19 protein-coding genes are annotated in these 22,321 nt (G+C 58.6%); 6 read left to right on the forward strand and 13 right to left on the reverse strand.

Annotated elements, in window-relative coordinates; translation table 11 throughout:
- Position 1 precedes the first annotated feature (1 nt).
- From ACOYW0_RS03005 to ACOYW0_RS03040, 8 genes are all read right to left on the reverse strand, one after another.
- Entirely contained in the window at positions 2 to 517 is a 516-nt protein-coding gene (locus ACOYW0_RS03005; RefSeq protein WP_482417100.1) for an OmpH/Skp family outer membrane protein, read from the reverse strand.
- A 45-nt stretch (positions 518 to 562) separates the two neighbouring features.
- A complete protein-coding gene (gene bamA / locus ACOYW0_RS03010) occupies positions 563 to 3,226 on the reverse strand; it encodes an outer membrane protein assembly factor BamA (protein WP_482417101.1) in 2,664 nt (887 codons plus the stop codon).
- A gap of 16 nt (positions 3,227 to 3,242) precedes the next feature.
- Complete coding sequence (locus ACOYW0_RS03015; RefSeq protein ID WP_482417102.1) at positions 3,243 to 3,938, reverse strand: ABC transporter ATP-binding protein; 696 nt, start codon at positions 3,936 to 3,938, stop codon at positions 3,243 to 3,245.
- The gene (locus tag ACOYW0_RS03020) at positions 3,931 to 5,190 is read right to left on the reverse strand and encodes a lipoprotein-releasing ABC transporter permease subunit (RefSeq protein WP_482417103.1); all 1,260 of its coding nucleotides are present in this window, start codon (positions 5,188 to 5,190) and stop codon (positions 3,931 to 3,933) included. The genes ACOYW0_RS03015 and ACOYW0_RS03020 overlap by 8 nt, the downstream gene beginning before the upstream one ends.
- A gap of 69 nt (positions 5,191 to 5,259) precedes the next feature.
- Positions 5,260 to 6,750, reverse strand: coding sequence for a lysine--tRNA ligase (gene lysS, locus ACOYW0_RS03025; protein WP_180145907.1), 1,491 nt, complete (start codon positions 6,748 to 6,750; stop codon positions 5,260 to 5,262).
- 311 nt (positions 6,751 to 7,061) lie between these two features.
- Entirely contained in the window at positions 7,062 to 8,354 is a 1,293-nt protein-coding gene (locus ACOYW0_RS03030; RefSeq protein WP_482417104.1) for a two-component system sensor histidine kinase NtrB, read from the reverse strand.
- A gap of 71 nt (positions 8,355 to 8,425) precedes the next feature.
- Complete coding sequence (locus ACOYW0_RS03035; RefSeq protein ID WP_482417105.1) at positions 8,426 to 9,634, reverse strand: type II secretion system F family protein; 1,209 nt, start codon at positions 9,632 to 9,634, stop codon at positions 8,426 to 8,428.
- A gap of 233 nt (positions 9,635 to 9,867) precedes the next feature.
- Positions 9,868 to 10,806: a radical SAM protein gene (locus ACOYW0_RS03040; RefSeq protein ID WP_482417106.1), complete on the reverse strand. Its 939-nt coding sequence runs from the start codon at positions 10,804 to 10,806 to the stop codon at positions 9,868 to 9,870.
- A 361-nt stretch (positions 10,807 to 11,167) separates the two neighbouring features.
- Between ACOYW0_RS03040 and ACOYW0_RS03045 the strand changes: the two genes are divergently transcribed.
- The 5 genes from ACOYW0_RS03045 to ACOYW0_RS03065 all read left to right on the forward strand — a co-directional run bounded on the left by ACOYW0_RS03045 (position 11,168) and on the right by ACOYW0_RS03065 (position 17,168).
- Positions 11,168 to 13,843, forward strand: coding sequence for a CBS domain-containing protein (locus tag ACOYW0_RS03045; protein WP_482417107.1), 2,676 nt, complete (start codon positions 11,168 to 11,170; stop codon positions 13,841 to 13,843).
- Positions 13,844 to 14,040: 197 nt separating this feature from the next.
- Entirely contained in the window at positions 14,041 to 15,048 is a 1,008-nt protein-coding gene (gene trpS / locus ACOYW0_RS03050) for a tryptophan--tRNA ligase (RefSeq protein ID WP_482417108.1), read from the forward strand.
- Positions 15,049 to 15,073: 25 nt separating this feature from the next.
- Positions 15,074 to 15,847 (forward strand): segregation and condensation protein A, encoded by a 774-nt coding sequence (locus ACOYW0_RS03055; protein WP_180145889.1) that lies wholly within the window; start codon positions 15,074 to 15,076, stop codon positions 15,845 to 15,847.
- Positions 15,828 to 16,385 (forward strand): SMC-Scp complex subunit ScpB, encoded by a 558-nt coding sequence (scpB, locus tag ACOYW0_RS03060; RefSeq protein ID WP_482417109.1) that lies wholly within the window; start codon positions 15,828 to 15,830, stop codon positions 16,383 to 16,385. Before ACOYW0_RS03055 ends, scpB begins: the two co-directional genes overlap by 20 nt.
- A gap of 321 nt (positions 16,386 to 16,706) precedes the next feature.
- Positions 16,707 to 17,168: an RrF2 family transcriptional regulator gene (locus tag ACOYW0_RS03065; protein WP_482417110.1), complete on the forward strand. Its 462-nt coding sequence runs from the start codon at positions 16,707 to 16,709 to the stop codon at positions 17,166 to 17,168.
- Positions 17,169 to 17,306: 138 nt separating this feature from the next.
- Here the strand turns inward: ACOYW0_RS03065 and ACOYW0_RS03070 are convergent, their stop codons facing one another.
- The 4 genes from ACOYW0_RS03070 to ACOYW0_RS03085 all read right to left on the reverse strand — a co-directional run bounded on the left by ACOYW0_RS03070 (position 17,307) and on the right by ACOYW0_RS03085 (position 20,990).
- Positions 17,307 to 18,203, reverse strand: coding sequence for a DUF1571 domain-containing protein (locus tag ACOYW0_RS03070; protein ID WP_482417111.1), 897 nt, complete (start codon positions 18,201 to 18,203; stop codon positions 17,307 to 17,309).
- Between the two features lie 161 nt (positions 18,204 to 18,364).
- Complete coding sequence (locus ACOYW0_RS03075; RefSeq protein ID WP_482417112.1) at positions 18,365 to 19,159, reverse strand: alpha/beta fold hydrolase; 795 nt, start codon at positions 19,157 to 19,159, stop codon at positions 18,365 to 18,367.
- Between the two features lie 81 nt (positions 19,160 to 19,240).
- Positions 19,241 to 20,482: an acyl-CoA dehydrogenase family protein gene (locus ACOYW0_RS03080; protein WP_482417113.1), complete on the reverse strand. Its 1,242-nt coding sequence runs from the start codon at positions 20,480 to 20,482 to the stop codon at positions 19,241 to 19,243.
- A gap of 115 nt (positions 20,483 to 20,597) precedes the next feature.
- Positions 20,598 to 20,990: a MerR family transcriptional regulator gene (locus tag ACOYW0_RS03085; protein WP_482417114.1), complete on the reverse strand. Its 393-nt coding sequence runs from the start codon at positions 20,988 to 20,990 to the stop codon at positions 20,598 to 20,600.
- Between the two features lie 266 nt (positions 20,991 to 21,256).
- On the opposite strand from ACOYW0_RS03085, the gene ACOYW0_RS03090 reads away from it, so the two are divergent.
- Entirely contained in the window at positions 21,257 to 21,733 is a 477-nt protein-coding gene (locus tag ACOYW0_RS03090) for a hypothetical protein (RefSeq protein ID WP_482417115.1), read from the forward strand.
- 101 nt (positions 21,734 to 21,834) lie between these two features.
- Here the strand turns inward: ACOYW0_RS03090 and ACOYW0_RS03095 are convergent, their stop codons facing one another.
- Positions 21,835 to 22,290, reverse strand: a complete 456-nt coding sequence (locus tag ACOYW0_RS03095) for a bacteriohemerythrin (RefSeq protein ID WP_180145863.1) — start codon at positions 22,288 to 22,290, stop codon at positions 21,835 to 21,837.
- Between the last annotated feature and the right edge of the window lie 31 nt (positions 22,291 to 22,321).

Consider the following 22,321-nt stretch of genomic DNA (forward strand, 5'->3'; position numbering starts at 1 on the left):
CTTACCTCTTTTCGTATGCATTATCGTACAGGCCGATGAGCCTGCTTGTCATGTCCATGGATTCGGGGGCGTAGAGCACCTCTTTTTTTTCAACAATCAGCAGGTAGCCCCCTTTGCGACCGAGCCGGTCGATGATCCCGGCCAGGTCCGATCGGATCTTCTCCGTCTGCCTGCGGTTGATATCTTCAAAAAGGCGGCTGTACTTCCTGTCCGCCGCCTTGAACTCGCCTAAAAGCGTCTCCAGCTCCTTGCGCTTTTCGCCCACCTCGCGGGTGGTGGCGGAAAGCTCAAGGTTCTCCAGTTCACCCTGCAGAACCCCGATGCGCTTTTTCAGGCGCCCGAGTTCCGCCGTGCGTTCTGCCTGTTTGGTTCGAAGGGCTTCGGCAGCCTCACGCCCTGCTTTGGACTCCTTGAGCACGCGCTGGAAATCCACCACGCCGATTTTTGCCACGTCCGCGGCCTGAACGCTTCCCCCCAGAAGAGCAAGGAAAGCCAACGCCATCAGGCATCTGGTCATGCATCGCATAATAACCCCCGTTTGATTCCGCAGTATGCTTTGGATCTAGAACGCCGTGCCCATGGTGAACTCCCAGCGTCCCGATCCTTCGTCGGGCTCGGGATCCACGATGTAGCCCCTTTCGAAGCGAATGGGACCGATGGGCGAGTACCAGCGAAAGCCAAAGCCGTAGGTGTGACGAAGGTCCGAGAGATCGATGTTTCCGTTCTCCTCGTACACGTTACCCGCATCGGTGAAGATCAGGGCCACCAGACCGTCCACCCCGAACAGGGGGGCGATAAGTTCGGCGTTGAACTGCACGTACTTTTCACCGCCGATGGTTTTGCCTTCATCGTCCTCCAGGTGCACATCCTCAAAGTCGAAGCCGCGCAGGGAGTTGATGCCCCCTAAGTAAAACTTCTTGTAGTCAGGAAGAAACCCGCCGCTGTTTTCATGGACAAGGCCCCCTTCACCGTGGAGCATGCCGATGAGCTTCCAGGCAACGGGAAAGAACCAGCTGGACTCGGCCGTGTACTTGGAGTAGCTGATATCGCCCCCCAACGGCCCACCGGTGTGCTCCACCCTGAGGGTATGGTTGAAACCCCGGGTGGTCTGGGCATTGTACCGTCGGTCCCTGGAATCGTAGTTAAGGCTGAAGGCGGCGCTGCTGAGGGTGTTCTCGCCCTCCATCTCCTTGATCTGATCCGACGCCGTGGCATCGATGTCGTCGATGGTGTTTTTCTCAAAGGTGTAGGAGACAAAGGCGCGGGTGTAGTCGTAGACAGGGTAACCCAAGGTCAGCCCGCCACCGACACTCTCTTTGTCGTAGGAGGTGTACTCGTCGTCCCACTTTTTCAATTCATACTTGGAGTAGAGGGGAATGTCAAAAAGCCAGGGCTCCACAAAGCTCAAGGTGAACTTGTTGCCGGTTCCGCCGAACTGGGCCTTCAGGTCCAGGGACTGATCCCTGCCGAAGAGGTTTCGCTTGGAGATGGAGGTGGTCCCGAAGAGCTTGTCCTCGCTGCTGTAACCCATGCCGAAGGTAAAGGTCCCGGTGGGCTTTTCCTTGACGTCGATGGAAAGGTTGACCTTGTCCGGGTCCGTGGTGTCCAGGGTGTTGACCTTGACGTCCCCGAAGTACTCCAGACGGTAGAGGTTCCGCACACTCTCCTTGAGCCTTGCCCCCCGGTAGAGTTCCTGCTCGTAGACCTTAAGCTGGCGGCGGATCACCTTGTCCCGGGTCACGGTGTTGCCGGTGATGATGATCTTGTCGAAGTAGACCAGGCTCCCTTTGGTGACCCGGTAGGTCACATCCGCCACCTTCTCTTTGCGGTTGCGCCGGATGTCGGGGACCACCGAGGCCCGGGCGTATCCCTCGTCGCTGTAGGTATCGGTAAGGGCCACCACGTCGTTCTGGACCTTCTCGCGGTTGAGGAACTCATCCTGCTCCACGGTCAGCCTCTCGAAAAGCGCCTCCTTGGTGTCCAGGATGTCGCCTGAAACGTCCACCTTGCCCAGGGAGTACCGGATGCCCTCTTCAATCTTGATGGTGACAAAGATCCACTTGCCCTTGTACTCCACCACGGGGTCTGCGATGCGGCAGTCGATGAAACCATTCTTCTGGTATTCGGCGTTGATCACCGCCATATCGACGTTCAGGTCCGCCATCTCCAGGGTGCCTGAGGAGGTCAGCCAGGAGAAGAACCCCTTCTTTTTGGTTTTGATCATCTTTCGGATCTTTTTGTCCGAGAAAAAGTCGTTGCCCTCCACGGAGACCTTTTTGATCCAGATCTTCTCCCCTTCTTCCAGGGTAAACTCAAGATCTGCCTGGTTGTTCTCCACGTCGATGAGCCGGTAGCTCACCTTGGTCTTATAATAATGTTTTTCGTTGTAGAGGCTCTCGATCTGCTTGATGGAGGTGTTCAAGGCGCCGGTGTTGAAGATGGCCCCCTTGGAGAGGGTGATGTTCTCCTTGATCTTCTCGTCGTCGAACACATGGTTTCCGGTCACCAGGACGTTTCGGATGGTGGGTTTCTCCTTCACGCGGAAGACCACCGTGGCCGTAGCGTCGTCATGGTGCTCGGCCACCACCTTGATGTCCTCGAAATACCCCATGCGGTAGATGGCTTTCATGTCCCGGGTGAGGGCGTCCTTTTTCAGGCGATCCCCAGCCTTGACACGGACCACGCGCAGCACCGCGTCGGACTCGATACGGCGATTCCCCTCCACCTTGACATCGGCCACGGTCTCAAAACTGAAAATACGGGAACCGATCTTTACGGCCAGATCTCCCACCGTGGAGATGAGGGTTTCCACGCCCATGCCCTCGCTGGAAAGGGGTGTGGTGGTTGCGCGCCGTACGTCAAACAGCTTGGCATCCAGCTTGAAGGTCTCCCCAGTCTGGGTCATGGTTCCCCAGACCACATGGTCGACATTCTCGGATGTTGCCAGGGTCGAAAGGCGAGCGGTGTTTACGGCCCCGTCTTCTCCCACGGCCCCCAGCAGGGGCCCGGCGTCAACCATCTCGCCTCCGTCCCGCTTGAGCTGGCCGGAAAGGGTTGCAGGGATCTGATCGGAAAGGTACGAAAGATCTGTATCAGAAACCACGCGAAACGGAAGAACGGCGATTCGTTTCGCCGCCTCTTCAGCCCGAACGGGATCGGCTCCGGCCATCACCACGATCATGATCATCAGAGAAAAGAAAAGTGATCTGGTCAGTCGAGTCATCATGCTGTTTTCCTTGTAATCAATTCCGTTCAACGAGTTGCCCCCCTTCCAGGGTTACCTGGCGGTCCATGTAGCCGGCCAACTCCATGTTGTGGGTCACCACCACAACGGTCATGCCGGTTTCACGGTTCAAATCGTCGAGCAACTCATGGATCTGGCTGCTGTTCTTACCGTCCAGGTTACCGGTCGGCTCGTCAGCCAGAAGAATCGCGGGCCGTCCCACCACCGCTCGTGCAATGGCCACGCGTTGTTGTTCCCCTCCGGACAATTCCCCCGCCCGATGGTGAAGCCGCTTGGAAAGCCCCACCCTGTCGAGGATCGCTTCGGCGTCCTTAACGGGTGCTTCTCCCTTTTCCCCTCTGATCAGCCGGGGCAACATCACATTTTCCAATGCTGTAAACTCCGGCAACAAATGATGAAACTGGAACACAAAGCCGATGGTTCTGTTGCGAAAATCCGCAAGGTGCTTGTCGTCCGCCGCAAACACATCAACCCCGTCACAGACAAGCCGTCCGGCGTCGGGCCGGTCCAGGGCCCCTACGATATGCAGCAGGGTCGATTTTCCGATGCCGGACGCTCCGGTGACGGCAATGCGCTCGCCGCCCACCATGGAAAAATCCACGTCCCTGAGCACGTCCAGGGACACGCCTCCGGCACTGTAGGACTTGGAAATGCCTTCCAGGGTCAGGCTGGCGCCTCTCTTGGAATCATCCATAACGTATCGCCTCCACCGTGTTCTGCCTGGAAGCCTGCCAGGCAGGGTACAGGGTGGCCAGAAAACAGATGCAAAAGGCCGAAGCGGAGATGGCCAGAACATCCATGGCCTCCAGCCGCACCGGCAGGGTTGAAAAGATGTAGACCTTGGGCAGGTCGATGAACTTGAAATGCTTCAGGACAAAGCAGAGCGCCACCCCCAGGGCCACCCCGATGGAGGTGCCCACCATGCCGATGAGGGTCCCCTGGTAGACAAATATCCGCATGATGCTGCCGTCCGTGGCGCCCATGGCCTTTAAAATGGCAATATCCCGCGTCTTCTCCATGACCATCATGATGAGGCTGCTGGCAATGTTGAAGGCAGCCACAAGAACGATAAGAATCAGGATCACGAACATGGCCGCCTTTTCAAGCTTGAGCGCTGAAAAAAGGCTGGCGTTCATCTGCATCCAGTCCCGGGCCCAGTACACGGGCCCCAGCTGCCCGAGGACCCCTTCGCGAACCTCATGGGCCTCATAGGGAGCATCGATCCAGACATCTATGCCCGTCACCTTGTCCCCCAGGCGAAACACAGACTTGGCGTCCTCAATGTGAATGTAGGCAAAGGCGCTGTCGTATTCGTACATGCCGGAATCAAAGAGACCGGCCACCCGGAACCGCCGCATGGAGGGTACGTGCCCCATGGGGGAAATCATCCCCTTGGGAGAGATCAGGTAGATCATGTCCCCTTCCCCCACGCCGAGATTCAGGGCCAACTCCTTGCCCAGCACCACCCCCGGTGCAGGGGGCCTCCCCCTGGAGGGGGCTTTGCGGGCGAGCTTTTCTTCAAGGAGTTCCGGGTCAAACCCTTCGACCTGGGTCACACCTGCATCAGGGTCCACCCCGCGGACCACGGCACCGGACACGCCGTAACCGGAACGCAGCATCACCTGGCCGTAGACAAAGGGGGCGGCCACCGTCACCCCGTCCACCCCCTGAATCACATCCTGAAGGTTTGCCGGGTCGGCAATGCCGCCGCCACGTTTCATCACGGTAATATGGGACTGGAATCCCAGGATACGGGCCTTGAAATCCTTCTCCGCCCCGGTCATCACGGCGATCACCACCACGAGGGCCATCACCCCCACGGCAACACCGGCGACCGACAGCAAAGAAATCAGGGAAATAAAGGCTTGCCTGCGCTTGGCCTTCAGATAGCGCAAGGCAATGAGGAGTTCATACGATATGGAAAGGGGCGATCCGATTCGGCTCATTCAACCATCGTTTTACAGGAGGTATTAAAAAAACCGTCGGCAGGGCTCTGCCCCGCCGACGGCGTCTTATCATGACTTTTCGATCCGCTTCATCAAGGGGAACAGAATCACCTCACGAATGGACGGAGAGTCGGTCAGCAGCATGGCAAGCCGGTCAATGCCGATGCCCTCACCGGCCGTGGGGGGCATCCCGTACTCCAGGGCTTCGATGTAGTCGCTGTCCATGTTGTGGGCTTCTTCATTACCCGCTTCCTTGTCCGCCACCTGCTGGAGAAAACGGTCGCGCTGGTCTTCCGGGTCGTTAAGCTCGGAAAAGCCGTTGGCGATCTCACGGCCCGCGATGAACAGCTCAAAACGGTCGGTGAGTTCCGGGTGGACGTCGCTGCGCCTTGACAGGGGCGACACCTCCACGGGATAGCCGGTGATGAAGGTGGGCTGGATCAGGTTGGGTTCCACCAGCTCATCGAAGAGCTTGGTGATCACCTTGCCCATGCGATCCGCCTTGGTGATGTGGATGCCCTTGGACTCGGCAAAGGCCAGAAGGCCCTGGTGATCGTCCAGGATCTCTTTGTCCACCCCGCCGATCTCCACCAGGGAGTCCAGGAGGGGAATGCGTCGCCACGCCTTGCTGAAGTCGATGGTATTGCCCTGGTACTCGATGACCGGCGACCCGGTGGTCTTTTCGGTCACATAGGCAAACATCTCCTCGGTGAGGTCCATGAGGTCTTCGTAGTTGGCGTAGGCCTGGTAGAACTCGATCATGGTAAACTCAGGGTTGTGCCGGGTGGACACCCCTTCGTTCCGGAAGTTACGGTTGATCTCGAACACACGCTCGAACCCGCCCACAACCAGTCGCTTCAGGTAGAGCTCGGGGGCGATGCGAAGGTAAAGGTCCATGTCCAGGGCGCGGTGATGGGTCACAAAGGGAGTGGCCTCCGCACCGCCGGCAATGGGCTGCATCATGGGGGTCTCCACCTCGAGGTAGTCCCGTTCGAGTAGGAACTCGCGCACAGCCTGGACCATGCGGCTTCGCCTGCGGAAGATCTCCTTGACGTCCTGGTTCATGATCAGGTCGACATAACGCTGGCGGTAACGTTTTTCCGGGTCTTTGAGACCGTGGAATTTCTCGGGCAGGGGGCGCACGGACTTGCACACAAGGGAGAGGCAGGTGGGCTGAAGGGTCCACTCACCGGTGCGGGTTTTGAAAAGGGTGCCGGTCAGACCGAGGAAGTCGCCGATATCCATCTTTTTAAAGAGGTCGTAGGCCTCGTCCCCCACCTTGTCTTTGGCCACAAAGGCCTGCATCAGGCCGCTGCGGTCCCGGAAACGGACAAAGGAGGATTTGCCCATGCGGTTGATGGCCATGATGCGGCCAGCCACGGTAAAGACAGCTCCCTCTTCGCCGGTATTCTCCGGCTCGGCTTCGATGAAGGCCTTGATATCGGCCACAGTATGGGTTACCCGCAGGTCATTGGGGTAAAGGTTGATGCCCCGCCCTTTCAGCTCTTCATTCTTCGCTCGTCTCTGCTCAACGACGTCCTGTGCGCTTTCTTTGCTCATTCTTTTGCTGCTCACTTTATTGATGGCCCCGTAAAAAAACAGCCCTGCCCCGGCACATCCGATGCCGGGGTTGCCCCTTCCATAGCAGGATAGGGAGAACCATTCGCAGCATATTTTTTTACGGTCGCATCATCATTAGATTATGTTCAGAAGCCGAGGCTTCGGATATTTCCTGGTTCGAAACCGCTTTGGTCCCCAGGTGCCCCCGGCCGCACGGGCCGCACCTCCGCCCTCGAATCAGACGGTTTTCAAGACAGCTTTGCCCGGATTCGACCAAAGGTCCCTAACCTAACCAATTTCATTTGCCGCTGTCAACAGCGGTCCCGAAGTTCCCGGGGCGATGGGCTTCCGGAGTCACAGGGAAGCGAAAGCAGAAACTCCGCCCCCTCCCCGGGACAGCTCACAACACGAATCCCGCCGCCGCTCTCTTCCAGGAGCCTGTGAACAATGGAAAGCCCCAGGCCCGTGCCCTCTTTTTTGGTGGTAAAAAAGGGGTCAAAAATGTGCTTTACGATATCCGGGTCGATGCCCACCCCATCATCTTTCACGGAGAGCGCCACTGCGTCCCGGCTCTTCCTGTAGCCGGACACAATGACGGTCCCGCCGCCTGAGACGGCCTCGGCAGCGTTGATAAGCAGGTTGAGCATCACCTGGCGCAAATGCCCCAGATCCATGCGGACCGTCAGGCCCTCCACCACCAGAACCTCCACACCCACATGATGCCCGTACCGTACGTCCTGCTCCAGCAGGGCCACGGTCTCCTCCACCACTGACGCCACCAGGATGGGCGCCGGACTACCGGAGCCGGGCCGTGCAAAAAGGAGAAACTCCGTCACCAGCCCCGAAAGCCGGGCAGTTTCGCGCACGGCAATCCCCATGAGTTTTTCATGGTGGGGCTCCCATCCTTTCTCCCCTTTGAGCATCTGGATGGAGCCGGAAAGGGAGGCCAGGGGATTTTTGATCTCATGGGCCAGACCGGCAGCCATTTCCCCGATGATGGCCATCTTCTCCACCCGCTTGACCTGCTCTTCCATCACCGCCAGATCCGCCCGGGCCCGGGTCTCCTGCTCTGCGATGTATCCGCTCACCAGACAGGTAACGAGGCAGGCGAGAAACAGCACCGAGGTCCGATAAAAGACAACCTGCCCGGTAAAATCCTGTACAAAGGGAGAGGACTCAAAGCCCGGGGGCGCCAACATGCCGTAGTGCTGAAAATTCACCAACACCCCAAAGGCAATGCAGGAGACGGCGGCGGTAAAATACCCGCCCATCCGTCCCAGAATGATGGTGCCGCAGATAATGACAATGGGATAGAGAAAGAGAAAGGGGCTGTAGAGAAGCCCTGTGAGGTAGGCTATGGCGGAGACGACGAGAACGTCTCCGAAGATCTGGATCCCGCCGAAGGCCTCTTCATGCCGGAACCATCGGAAGGTCGCCAGGTAGAGAAGGTTAACAAGAAACACGAACCCCGCCACCACATACAGAGAGGTGAGGGGCTCGACAAAAAACGAAAGGCGCTCTCCTGCCCGATAGACAAGGATGGCGCCAAGGGTCAGCATGGCAAACAGAGCCCGTCCGAGCATCAGCCACCGGAGTTTCCGCACAAACTCCGTATCTCCTGCACGCGCACCCTGTCCCCGGCGATCCGGTGGAGTTCCCACGGCGCCCGCGGCCATCAGCCCACAACGCTGGCCAGTTTGAAGATGGGAAGGTACATGGCCACGACCAGTCCCCCGATGACCGTACCCAGAAAGACCAGCATAAAAGGCTCAATGAGGGAGGTCAGGTTCTCCACGGCCTGGTCCACTTCGTCGTCGTAAAAATCCGCGATCTTCTCCAGCATGGTATCCAGGGCCCCGGTGGACTCCCCCACGGCGATCATGGAGCAGACCATGGAGGGAAAGATGCCGCTTTCGATAAGAGGATCGGCCATGGTCCGGCCTTCGGAGATTCCTGCACGCACCTCGTAGATGGACTCTTCGATGACCACGTTGCCAGAGGTCTTGGCCACGATATCCAGAGCGTCCAGAATGGCCACGCCGGAGTTGAGCATGGTCCCCATGGTACGGGTGAACTTAGAGACAGCCACCTTTCGGATCAGGATCCCGAACACGGGAATTTTCAAAAAGATCCGATCAAGGATCTTTCGCCCCTTCACCGTCTTACCAAACTGCTTGTAGGCTATGACCGCAAGCACGATACCGATAAGAATATACAGGATTTTTCCACGGACAAATTCGCTCATGTTGATGACCACCTGGGTGGGCAGGGGCAGGGCCGCCCCAAAATCTGCAAACATCGCCGTAAAAGAGGGGATGACAAACACCAGGATCACGGCCACCACCAAAACAGCGATGACCATGGTGACGAGGGGGTAGGTCATGGCGCCCTTCACCTGGCGCTTGAGCTTCATCATTTTTTCCATGTAGCTGGACAGGCGGCGCAAAATGATGTCGAGGATACCCCCGGCCTCTCCGGCGGCCACCATGTTGACGAACAGGTCGTCAAAGAGCTTCGGGTGCTTCTTCAGGGCCGCGGCAAAGGTCTGGCCGCCCTCCACATCCCCCTTGATCTCCTTGATCACCTTCTTAAAGGTGGGATTTTCCTGTTGGCTTAGCAAAATCTCAAGGCACTGGATAATGGGAAGCCCAGCATCAATCATGGTGGAAAACTGCCGTGAAAAAACAATGATATCGTTTTCCTTCACCACGGGCTGCAGGAAGGTGACGTTCTCCAGGATATCTTTGGGTTTCTGCTTGATCTTGCCCGGCACAATGCGCATGCGCGTGAGGTTCGCTCGGACCGCCTCTTCACTGCGGGCTTCCATTTCCCCTTTACGGGTTTCGTTTTTTCTGTTCTTCCCTTCCCAGAGATAAACAGGCATCGTCAACCTCCTACAAAAACTGGAGAGCGGGTTGGCATCAACATGCCCTGAACGGGCATGGGCGTGGCATCGAAGCGACCTTGCGGTTGGTTGGATGGGCCAGGGAACACGGCAGGGCCGCCTGCCATGAACCCATCATTCCTGAGACAGAAATTCAGGAAACGAAAACGCGGTTATGATTTCATTAAATGTTTTTCCCCATTTTATCAATCAATTTTTGGTTTGTCGCCGCTTTACAAGGGCTTGTAAAACATTCCCCGCGCCTGGATTTCCTGCTGGATCCGCCCTGTGCGCATCAGTGTTTCCAATGCCTCATCCACCTGTTCCAGTAAAACGCCAAGGCTCTCGGCCAGGTCCTCTGCCGTGCAGGGGCGCCTTTGCACCATCCCCAGAATCCGTGACGCCACATCCGCGTCGCTGTCTCCGCCCGTTGAACGTGGGGTGTACGCTCCGATAACCTCTCCGGACCCCAGGGCCTCGGTAATGATTTTCAGCCGCTCCGGGTCCGCCGGTTTCACCCAGGACTCGGTACCGGGACGATCCAGGGTGTTCACCTGAACACGGTCCGGGCCGATACGTTTCACCACCTCGGCAAGCCGCGCCACCTCAGCATCATCGTCGTTAACGCCGGGCACGATGAAGACCTCGATCCACAACTCACCTGAAAATTCCTGCCGGAACGCCATGAGCCCCTCGGCCATGGCTTTGGGGTCCAGGGAAGGATGGGGCCGGTTAAGGGCATGAAACACCTTTTGGTTCGAGGCCTCAAAGGAGGCGACGACCAGATCCGTGCGGGCGGCGTCGCGCCTCACATCCTCCCGGTCAAAAAGAGTGCCGTTGGTGAGCAGCACCACACGGACACCGGGACAGCGGGATTTGATATGGTCTGCAATCTCCCCCAGGTCTTCGTGGAGGGTCGGCTCCCCTGCCCCGGAAAACGTCACGGCGTCCGGGGGCTCATGGGTGGCGAGATACCGGTCGAGTTCCGCCATCACGGCCTCTTTCGGCACCAGGGCGGAGCGCTTGACCGTAAGCCTTGTGGTGGCCCCGCTTTCACAATATACACAATCCAAAGAGCAGGTCTTTGACGGCACCAGGTCCACGCCCAGGGAAAGACCCAGGCGGCGGGAGGGCACGGGCCCGAAAAGATAGACATACGGTTCTTCTGTCATGGAACGTCCTCACTTCCTGAAAAATATGAAAAGGCCACCGACGCCCGGCACCGGCCTTGACCTGACGGAGGCACTTGGTTATATCATGCTCATGCGCGTCGCGACCCGCGAAGCTAAACAAATTTCTCGCGCGATTTCAAGGCCGCCGGTCTCGTAACCGGACGCGCCCTCGCAGCGTGACCCGTGTTCAAGGCTGTTGCATTCTCGCACACCCGGGAGCAAGACGCAAAAACGACGACCAGAACAGGAGCCGACTGCCGCCCGGCAGCCAGCCCAGGCCGTGAACACCTTCCGCAACCCGCATGCCGGGAACCCCGGTTCCACTCTTCCCGGCCACCACAGACGTTTAAAAGGGGAGCCCGTGCACGAAACCAACCCAGCCAGCCAGGACGGCCTGACCGTCATCACCACCCACATCAACGCTGATTTTGACGGCATCTCGTCGGTCCTTGCCGCCCACAAGCTCTACCCCGACTCCGTGGTGGTCCTGCCCAACGCCGGAGAGAAAAAAAACCTGAAAAATTTTTTCATCAGCTCCCTGCTCTATCTGTTCAACATGAAACGGAGCACCGACATTGCCGGCAAGCGGGTCAGCCGGGTGGTCCTCGTGGACACCCGGGACCTTTCCCGTTTAGGGGAGGTGGCCGCCATCATCAACGAGCAGGCCCCGGAGATCCACATTTACGATCACCACCCCGACCTGCCCGACGCCCTGTCCGGAGCCCTTGAGGTCATCCGCCCCACCGGCGCCACCGCCACCATCCTCACCGGCCTCATCCGGGAACGCGGCATCGAGCTCTCCAAAGAAGAGGCCACCATCATCTGCCTGGGGATCTACGAGGACACCGGATCCTTCACCTACGCGTCCACCACCCCGGAAGACTTTGAGGCCGCGGCATGGCTCGTCTCCCTGGGTGCCAACCTGGACATCGTCTCCAGCCTCATCGCAAAGGAGCTGGACCCGGCCCAGGTGGCCCTCATCAACGAGATGCTGAACCGATCCGAGCGACGGATGATCAACGGCGTGGAGGTCACCCTGGTCACCCTGGCCCTGGAAGAGTACATCCCGGACCTGGCGACACTTGTGCAGAAAATGATGCGCATGGAGAGCCTGGGGGTCCTTTTCGTCCTGGCCGGCATGGGAAACCGTATCCATGTGGTGGCCCGAAGCTGCCTGCCCGAGGTGGACTGCGGGGCCATCTTATCCGATCTCGGTGGGGGCGGCCACCCCTTTGCCGCCTCGGCCTCCATCCGCAACATGCCCCTGGCCCAGGTGGAGGAGAGGCTCGGCGCCCTGCTCGCCGCCCGGGTCAAACCCATCCGGACGGCCCGTCACCTCATGAGCGCCCCGGCAATCACCACCGCACCGCTCCTGCCCCTGTCCGAGGCATCGCGGCTCCTGACCCGTTACAGCATCAACGCCCTGGTGGTCACCACCTTCGACGACGAGAGCGAGCAGCTCCTGGGCTACATCACCCGCCAGGTCATTGAGCGGGCCCTCTCCCACAACCTGGGAGCCTGCCCCGTGCAGGACTTTATGTTCTCCTCCGTGGCCACGGCCAGCCCGGACACCGACTTCAACACCCTGGTGGATCGCATCATTGGCGACAAGCAGCGGCTCCTGCCCATTATGGAAAACGACCGCGTGGCAGGGGTGGTGACCCGCACGGACCTGCTCAACCTGTTGGTCTACAGCAAGGAGCACGCCCGCTCCGAAGGCAGCGAAGTCAGCGCCCCGCCCCACTACCCGAAACAGAAGCCAGTGGTCTCCCTCATGCGGGAACGCCTCACCGGAGAGATCCTCGACCTCCTCAAACAGATCGGACGCGTAGCCCACGACATGGGCTACGGGGTCTTTGTGGTGGGCGGATTTGTGCGGGACCTGCTCCTGCGACGGCAAAACGACGACATCGACATCGTCATCGAAGGGGACGGCATCACCTTTGCCAAGGCCTTTGCAGAGATGATGGGGGCCCGCATCAACACCTACACCAAATTCGGCACCTCGGTGATCATCTTCCCCGATGGCTTCAAGGTGGATGTGGCCACGGCCCGCATGGAGTACTACCCCTCCCCGGCCGCCCTGCCCGAGGTGGAAACCAGCTCCATCAAGCTTGACCTGTACCGCAGGGATTTTACCATCAACACGCTGGCCATCCGCCTGGATCCCGACGGGTTCGGCACCCTCACCGACTTTTTCAACGGCCAGCGGGACATCAAGGAAAAACGCATCCGAATCCTGCACAACCTGAGCTTTGTGGAGGACCCAACCCGGGTGTTCCGGGCCATCAAGTTCGAGCAGCGTTTCGGGTTCACCATCGGCAAGGTCACCCGGGAGATGATCAAGAACGCCATCCACCTGGACGTGTTCCGGGAGCTGGGGGGCCTTCGGGTTTTCAACGAGTTCCGGCAGATCCTGGAAGAGGAGAACCCCATCCCGTCCATCCTGCGGATTTTCGACCTGGGCCTCATGGAGATCATCCACCCGGGCATCACCCGGCACAACGAGCTCATCGACCAGCTGGACGAAGCCAAAAAAGTCCTGGCCTGGCATGACCTCATGTACACGGACGAACCCATCGAACGCTGGATCATTTACTTTTTGACCCTGCTGGCCCCCTGCGACCGGGAGGTTTCCGAGGTGGTGGCAAGGCGCCTCATGCTGCCCCCAAAACACCGAAAAATCCTCACAGAGGAACGCTTTCATGCCAGGGGAGCTTACATCTGGCTCACCCACGGCCTGCCCGCCGCCAACAGCGACCTGCATCGGCAGCTCTCCCCCTTGAGGACCGAGCTGCTCCTGTACGTCATGGCCATCTCAAAGGACGAGGCCATCAAAAAAGCCATCTCCCATTACATGAGCCAACTCCGCCACATCACCCTGTCCATCAGGGGCCGTGACCTCAAGACCCTGGGCCTCAAACCCGGCCCCCGCTACGGTGAGATCCTGGCAGACACCCTGGCCGCCAAACTCGACGGCCAGCTCAAGGACAGAGATGACGAGCTGGCCTTTGCCGCCGGCTACCTAAAGGGGTGACCCGCCCGAGACAAACCGATTGACGTTTGATCTTTCCCCTTTTTTCCGGCATAGAAGGGGGGCACCCGGTGGGCCAGCCCCGCCTTGAGGATTAAAAAAGAGACACCGTGTGACCCCGCCAAGGGGCCGCCTTATTGACTGCATAGATACCCGGTATTCCGCACCCCTTGCGGAACGCCACCCTAAGGATGAACGCGATGAAAGAGACCGTACTGACAGGGATACAAACCTCCGGCACCCCCCACCTCGGCAACTACGTCGGGGCCGTCCGGCCCGCCATCGAAGCGAGCCGCAGAACCGATGTCCGCTCCTTCTATTTTCTGGCGGACTACCACTCCATCATCAGCTCCCACGACCCGGAAAGACTCAGGCAGTCCAGCATGGAAGTGGCGGCCACATGGCTTGCCACAGGCCTGGACACCGACAACGCCGTGTTTTACCGCCAGTCGGACATCCCCGAGATCCCGGAACTCACCTGGGTCCTCACCTGCATGACGGCCAAGGGTCTTATGAACCGCGCTCACTCCTACAAGGCAAAGGTCCAGGCCAACGAAGAGAACCGCACCGGTGACCCGGACAAAGGGATCACCATGGGGCTCTACAGCTACCCCATCCTCATGGCCGCGGACATTCTCATGTTCAAGGCCCACAAAATTCCCGTGGGAAAAGACCAGATCCAGCACATTGAGATGGCACGGGACATCGCCGCCCGCTTCAACCACCACTACGGCGAACACTTTGTGCTCCCTGAGGCCATGATCGACGACTCCGTGGCCGTTCTTTCCGGCCTCGACGGCCGCAAGATGAGCAAGAGCTACAACAACACTATTCCCCTTTTTCTCCCCGAGAAAAAGCTGCGCAAGCACATCATGAAGATCAAGACCAACTCCCTGGAGCCCGGTGAGCCCAAGTCCACCGAAGGGTGCACCCTCTTTGAGATCTTCCGGGCCTTTGCCTCCGCAGACGAGGTTGCCGATGTGAAAAAACGCTATGAAGCCGGTATTGCCTGGGGCGAAATGAAGCAGTTCCTCTTCGAGTACTTAAACGAAACCCTCTCCCCCTTCCGGGACACCTACGACCGACTCATCGCCAACCCCGGAGACATTGAGGCCGAACTCATCAAGGGCAGGGACAAGGCACGTGAGTACAGCGTCCCCTTCCTCAAGGAAATCCGGGAAGCCGTGGGGTTCACCCCCCTGGGATAACCCCGCACACGGAAACAGGAACGCCATGAACCGACTCTTCGGTACCCGCTACGCCGTCAAGCTCGATGTCTTTGAGGGCCCCATGGACCTTCTGGTCCACCTGGTCATCAAAAACGACATGGATATCCTCGATATCCCCATCGCCATCATCACAGAGCAGTATATGGCCTATCTGGAGATGCTGAAGAGCCTGGACATCGAATTTGCCGGTGATTTTCTCCTCATGGCGTCCACCCTCACCCACATCAAGTCGCGCATGCTCCTCCCCCCGACAGGGGGCGAGGAGGATGAAGACCCCCGTATGGAGATTGCGCGGCCCCTGCTGGAGTACCTGCGCATGAAACGGGCTTCCGAGTGGCTGGGAGACCGGGAGATGCTCGGCACCGCCACCTTTGTCCGCCAGGAGCGGGAGCCCGCGCCGGAACCACCTGCAGGGGAAGACCGGCTCGTGGAGGCCGACCTCATGGACCTGGTCAACGCCTACAAAGAACTCATGGCAGGGCGCTACCGGGATCATGCCGTGGACTTCTCCACGGAAAAACTCAGCGTCCGCCAGCGAATCGAAGAGGTGGCAGCAAAGCTGGCACAAAAAGGATCCGTCCTGTTCACCGACCTGTTCCATCCCAAAGAGTCCAAGGCCGAGCTGGTGGTCACCTTCCTGGCCATTCTGGAGATGGCCAAACAGGGCCGCCTGCGGATCATGCAACACGTCCAGAGCGGTATCATCCGCGTTTTTGCCCCCATGCCGGAGCCTCCGGCCCATGAGGAGACAGCCCTCCATGCCCCAGCCAACCCTTAAACAGATCGTCGAGGGCCTCCTCTTCTCCGCCCCCCACCCTCTGTCCATGGACAAGCTCCGTCGCCTGGTCCCGGAAACGGAAAAAGAGAGGGTGCCGGAAACGGTCCGTGAGCTTGTGGCCGAATACACCGCCCGGGACGGCGGCGTCCACCTTGTCCGGGTGGCCGGAGGCTATCAGTTCCGCACAGCGGCTCACCTGGCCCCCTGGACCGCCAAACTTCACCAGGCCCCGTCCCTGAAGCTCTCCAAGGCCGCCCTGGAGACCCTGGCCGTCATCGCCTATCGCCAGCCGGTGATCCGAAGCGAGGTGGAGTACCTGAGGGGAGTGGACTCCGGCGGAATTATCCGAAGCCTCCTGGACATGCGACTGATCCGGGTGGCCGGGCGCAAAGAGATCCCCGGGCGTCCCCTGATCTATGCCACCACACGCCACTTTCTGGAGCTCTTCGGCCTCAACAGCGTGGACGACCTGCCCTCTCCGGAAGAGCTCGGTGCCCTGGACACCCCTTCTGCCGATGTGCCGGACCCCGCGCCCTGAACACGGCCCGCCCCTTGACAGCCCTTTTATTCCAAAGGCTGACATTCATTTTTGTTCATCGGCATGGGCACAACTTTCCCCCTGAGAGAACCTCTTTCCAAAGTTTTCATTGACAGAACTTCCCCCGGCAACATAATCTTTTAGTCCCGTCAGACGTCCATTTACCGGGATTGCTTCCGCTCAAGATGCCTCAGGGTCGAGCCAAAAGCGCCCCATGGGGGTCGTGCCCCGGGCCACGACGCGGAGCATACCATACACAGGGAAAAGACATCAGGGACTTAAACGTGGCACAGACTCTCTTGATATTCGGGTAAAAAACATATGAGACTATCCAGCAAAAGCAGATATGCCGTCAGAGTACTTCTTGAACTCGCACGCCATAAAGAGGGCGATCCCATTCAGGTGGGCGTCATTTCAAGGCTTCAGGACATCCCCGTAAAATTCCTGGAGCAGATCATTCGCGATCTTAAAAAAGACGGGTACATCACCAGCTTTCGAGGGCCCAAGGGCGGATACAAGCTCATGGCAGACCCCGAGGCCATAACCTTCGGTGAAATCGTCCGAAAGTTCGAAGGCGAGAGCGATCTCGTGGAGTGTGTCGCAGACCCCGAAGGGTGCAAACTCTCCGACGAATGCAGGGTGCGCACCGTCTGGGCCGATGCAACGCGCAACCTGTACGAATCCCTGGACAGTATCACCATCGCGAGCCTTCTGGAAACGTCCGGCGGCAACCTCAACGATGCCTGTGATGCCTCCCACTTCAAGCGTGAAGAGTTTTATTGATCACTCCGTCGTCCGTTGACGACTCACACGGTCCGTGCCAGACCTCAGATAAAACCAAAAAACCCGGCTTTCGCCGGGTTTTTTGTCACGGCCCGCTCCATCAATGCGGCTCAAAAAGGGGGGCCACTCAGCCCGCCATCAGAACGAATAACCTTTGTTATCGGGGTCAAAGTCATAGCTGCTCAACCCCACGTTGAGCTGCAGGTCCCTGTAGTGGTACACCTCATAGAGGGTGTTGTTCCAGTCATAATTCTCGATCTTCACGAGAAGCTCAGAATCCGCGTCATAATAGCTGACGGAACGACGACAATAGTAATCAGGAATCGTCAGGGCCTGCCCTTCCCTGATATCCTGCGGCGTGTCCACGCCCTTGTTCACCGAAAGAATCACGAACATGTCCTGATCGTATCGGCCCGCGACATCCCAGAGGGTCTCACCTTTTTTCACTGTGTGGACAGCCCCTTTCACCTCTTCCGGGAAAAACGCCTCCACGACCACCACCTCACGGCCGTCCAGGCTCTGACGGCCCCGGTCCATCACACGGACTTCATTGCGGTTCAAGCCTTTCTCCAGGTCGCGGAGAACGACTTCCGTGGTAAAAACGATGCCTGCATGAAATATCGGGTGATGCTGCCCCTCCATGGCCATCTTGCCCGTGGGATCCACGTTCACCGTAACCAGCCCCAAAAAACCGCCCTTGTGGGCCTTAAGGCGATCTTCGTTTTCCCCTTTGACGTACAGGGCCTCCTGCCCCTTGTTGACCTTTCCGATCCATCGCATATACACCCGACCCGGCTGGGCGTATTTAAAGAGGATCTCCTCTTCCGGGCCAAGGCTGCCTTCGAACTGCTCCCGCTTCACAAGGACCGCCGTGTAATCGGAAAGGGAGCGACTTGTCTCAAGGGATCGCTTCACCCGGGCCAGAGGGTCGGCCACCATGACCTCCGCACACACCCCGCTGCCGAAAAAGAAAAAAGCCGCAACAAAAACGACCGCCCCACCCCAGCCTGCAACGCTCCTTCTGCTTCTATTCATCCCCTTCTCCCTTTGGTTGCCCGTAACATCATGGTGATTTTAGGCGCCCTGACGGACGCCCTGTCGTCATGTTCACATTACGTAACATTATTCACCAACAGAGCACAAGATACCAAAAGCAAAAGAAAAAAAGGCTATTAAAGCAGCATCCGCCCAAACGGTCACACCGAGTCCAGATGTTCCTTCACCAGGGTGTTCACGTCCGAGGCGTAAAAAACAGGGGCCATGTGATCCCCGGGCACGGTCACGGTCCGTACCCGGGTGAGATGACGGCCCAAAATGGCTGAGATGGCGGTGGTGAGCACCGGACTGTGCCGACCGGTGGCAAGACAGACGGGACAGTCGATTTGCCCGTAATCCGAAAGGGTAAGGGGGGTGGAGACCGTGGTGCGGTAATCCAGGAGCATCTTGCCTACCCCCGATGAAAGGGCTTTGCGGGCACCGTCCGGAAGCAGGTGAAAGCCATCCGTACCCGTAAGGCTGTTGAAAAACTCCCGGGCGGCACCCTCGTCATCTCCACGGTCGTGAAGCTCCGTAATACGACCGATCAGGGCCCTGCCGTCGTGTTGAAGGGGATGACCCGTCTCGTCGAGGACATGGTTACACATGGGCTCGAAGAGCACCAGGCTCTTGACGGCCCCGGGGAACATAACCGCATAGCACAGGGCCACGGCCCCTCCGTAAGAGTGGCCCACCAGGTGACAGGGACCACGGGTCTGCAAATGGCCGTACACAAGCCCATGGACCCTTTCGGCCTCGGCCTCCATGGAGTGACACTCCGGGTCCTCGGGAAAGGGCGCCTCCCCATAACCCGTCAGGTCGACGGCAACGGGGCGATGGGTCGGCGTAAGCTCGTCAAAAAGAGTACGCCACTGGCGCCGGGTGTTCATGGAGCCGTGGAGAAGTACCACCGGGGTCCCGTCCCCGGCGGCGTCGTGGGGAACAACGTGCAGCATCAGGCCTCCCAGGTTCATGTAAAAAGAAAAGGGGCTATTCTGCCTGCCTTCACGGGTCGCTTCTTTCCGCCAACCTGTGGGCTACATAATCTTTTCATCCGCGGCAAAGGCTTCTTCGGCGTCGGTTTCACAGTCCCGGGTCTGCCCTTCCTTGCGTGCGGCGGCCTGCTCGTCGTACCACTCCCCGGCGATGATCAGGGACATCACCTCGTTGGTCCCCGTCCAGATGGAGGCGAGCCGCAGGTCCCGGACAATTTTCTCCACCGGATAGATGGTGGTGTACCCGATGCCCCCCATCACCTGCATGGACTTTTCCGCCACGGTCTGGCAGGCCTCGGTGACAAATTTTTTGGACTCGGAGACCAGGCGACGGATGCGGGCCGGTTCCACGGCCTCGTCCACGGCGCGGCAGGTGGTGTAGATCATGCTTCGGCTGGCATCTAGGAGCATGGCCGCCTCGGCCACCTGAAAGCTCACCCCCTGATAGCGGTTGATGGTCTTTCCGAAGGCCCGTCGTTTGGTGGTGTACGCCGTGGCCACTTCCAGGGCGGGACGTGCGGCGCCGATGGTCATGGCGGCCGTACCGAGCCGCTCGGGGATCATCATGGTGTTGAACACGGCAAAGGCACCGTTGAGGCGTCCCACGATGTTCTCCTTGGGGACCTTGACCCGGTCGAAGACAATGCGTGCGGCACCTCCCCCCCGGCACCCCATGAGCCCGTAAAGATACTCCACCTTCACACCGGGTCCGCGATCCACGATAAAACAGGTGAGGGCCTTATGGGGCTCGGCCCCTTCGTCGGTGCGGGCGTACACAAGAAAATAGTCCGCCCCTTCACCGCCTACGATGAACCGCTTCTGGCCGCTTAAAAGAAAATGGTCGCCCTTGTCCTCGGCCGTGGTGTTGGTGCCGAAAAAATCGGAACCGCCCCGGGGTTCGGTGAGACACTCGGCCGCAAAAAGCTCCCCTTTAAGAAGGGGTTTCACGTATTTTTCCTTCTGGGCGTCGGTGCCGTGGAGAATGATGGCATCGCACACCAGCTCCGCCCCCACGCCGAAGGTGCAGGCCATGATGTAGCCCAGTACCCCCACCTCCTCCATGACCATGGCTGTGGTCACCCAGTCCAGGCCCCGCCCTCCCCAGGCCTCTGGGTAGCGGCATCCCATGAGGTTGCGCCGCCCCGCCTCCTGAAGAAACTCTTTGGGAAACTGCACCTTGTCGTTGTCCATGTCGATGAGCAGCTGCCTGGGCACCGCCTTGACAAACTCCCGCACCTCGTCCCTTAACGCAAGGGCTTCCGGGCTCAACAGGTAATCGAACATTGCCCCTCCCTTTGGATTGATTTCATCGTCACCAACCAACCTGAACAGCTATGGACGTAAGGCCTCCGGCGGCCCTGCCGGGGGCAAACATATATAAGGCTTTAAAATGATCTCGTCATCGCTTCAGCTCCTGCAGGCGAAGCTCCAGGGCCTCTTTCATGGCCCGTATATCCTTTTCCATGAGGTCCAGCTCCCGTTTGCGCTCCCTGACCTCCTCGATCTTTCTCTCCGCATAGGCAAGGCTCATTTCGATCTGCCCCACCTCATTGACTTCGGTGCTGGCAAGGCCGATGATCTCAGCGATCTCTTCCAGGGAACACCCAAACCGTTTTCCCCTCAGAATAAGCTTCAGGCGGGCCCTGTCCTTGGCCGTGTAGACCCTCTGGTTCCCGGGGGTTCGAGCCGGGGAGATCAGCCCCTTTTCTTCGTAGTACCGAATGGTTGAAGCACTGAGTTCCAGACTTGATGCCAGCTCCGATATGGTATATTGCCTGCCTTCCGACGCCATTCTCACCTCTCTTTAAAGTTAACTTTAAGTTAGCGGGACATACCATCCCTTGTCAAGCCCTGTTTACCATGGTAAACATCGACCCATACCCTGTATCAAGCACCACGGCCCCAAAGGCCTTACCCATCGTGCTTTGACAGACTCTCTTCCCCCACAGGTTTCACATTTTTGTAAGAGTGTGCCATAATGCCGCCCATCAAACCATCAGAAGCCCTTAAGCGCTTCCGATTCAACCCGCAGGGCTGCCTGCGCAACAGGAGATTTTCATGAGCATCAACCGATTTATGGACGAAGTCATTTCACGGGGAGCGGAAGCGGTTTTGCCCCACAACCTGGAGGAGGAATGGCTTGAACGCCTGTTTATCGCGGCAAAAAACTTTCTCGCCATGGCGGTTCTTGAGGAGGACTCCGACGAAGAGCCCTTCGGAGACGAGAACTCCATGATGCTCCTCTCCGCCGTTACCGAGTTGACCCAGGCCCAGAAAGATTATACGCCCGACGAGGAAGATGACCAGGTGGACGAAGGCCTCTTTTTCGAGAATCTCTCCTGCTACTCCCTGTCCATCCTTTTTGAGGCCATCCGCCAGCAGAGCGAATTCACCTTCGACCTGCCGGACACGGAGACCATCTTTGACAGGGACCGCCTCTATGCCATCGAACAGGAGACACCCGTTATCACCGAAATCCTCAACGAGCTGGTTCTGGGTGTGAAGCCCGACGAGGCCTCAGACGAGGACGCGTAACCCGGATAGTTCACCGACCCGCAACACAAAAAGGGGACCAGGCACATGTGGCCTGATCCCCTTTTTTTTGTGTCGCGAGTCTGTGCGGAATCTTCCCCGGATCAGCTGCGTCCGCGGCGCCCCATGGCCTGGCACTCCGCCAGGTAGTTCTGGACGCGGATAAAGGGGGCGTAACGTGCGTCCTCCTCCTTGATATGCGCGGGAAGCCACGAGATCACATAGGCCAGCGCGTCCTCGGACACCTTTGCGGGATCTTCGGAAAAGAGGCGACGGAACCCCATGATCTTTTTGATGAACCGCTTGTGCTCACGCTTGTGCTGGTTCAATTCGGGGTATTGTTTTCCCACCAGAATACGCTCCTCTTCGTTGAAGTGCATCCTGGCAAACTCCATGATATCGGCAAGGGCTTCGCCGATATTCTCAAAATCCTCTTCTTTTTTCCGTTTCACAGCGGTGAGCTCCTGGAGCTTCATCGCTATTTCCATAAGGCGCTGATTGCGCTCGTCGATCAATGGAATCTGTATCCTGCAGGAATCATCCCAAGCCAGTCCTTCCATAGGGTACCTGTCTCCTTTGCACCGATCGGTT

It is taken from the genome of Desulfoluna sp. HI9BLuna (assembly GCF_056829775.1).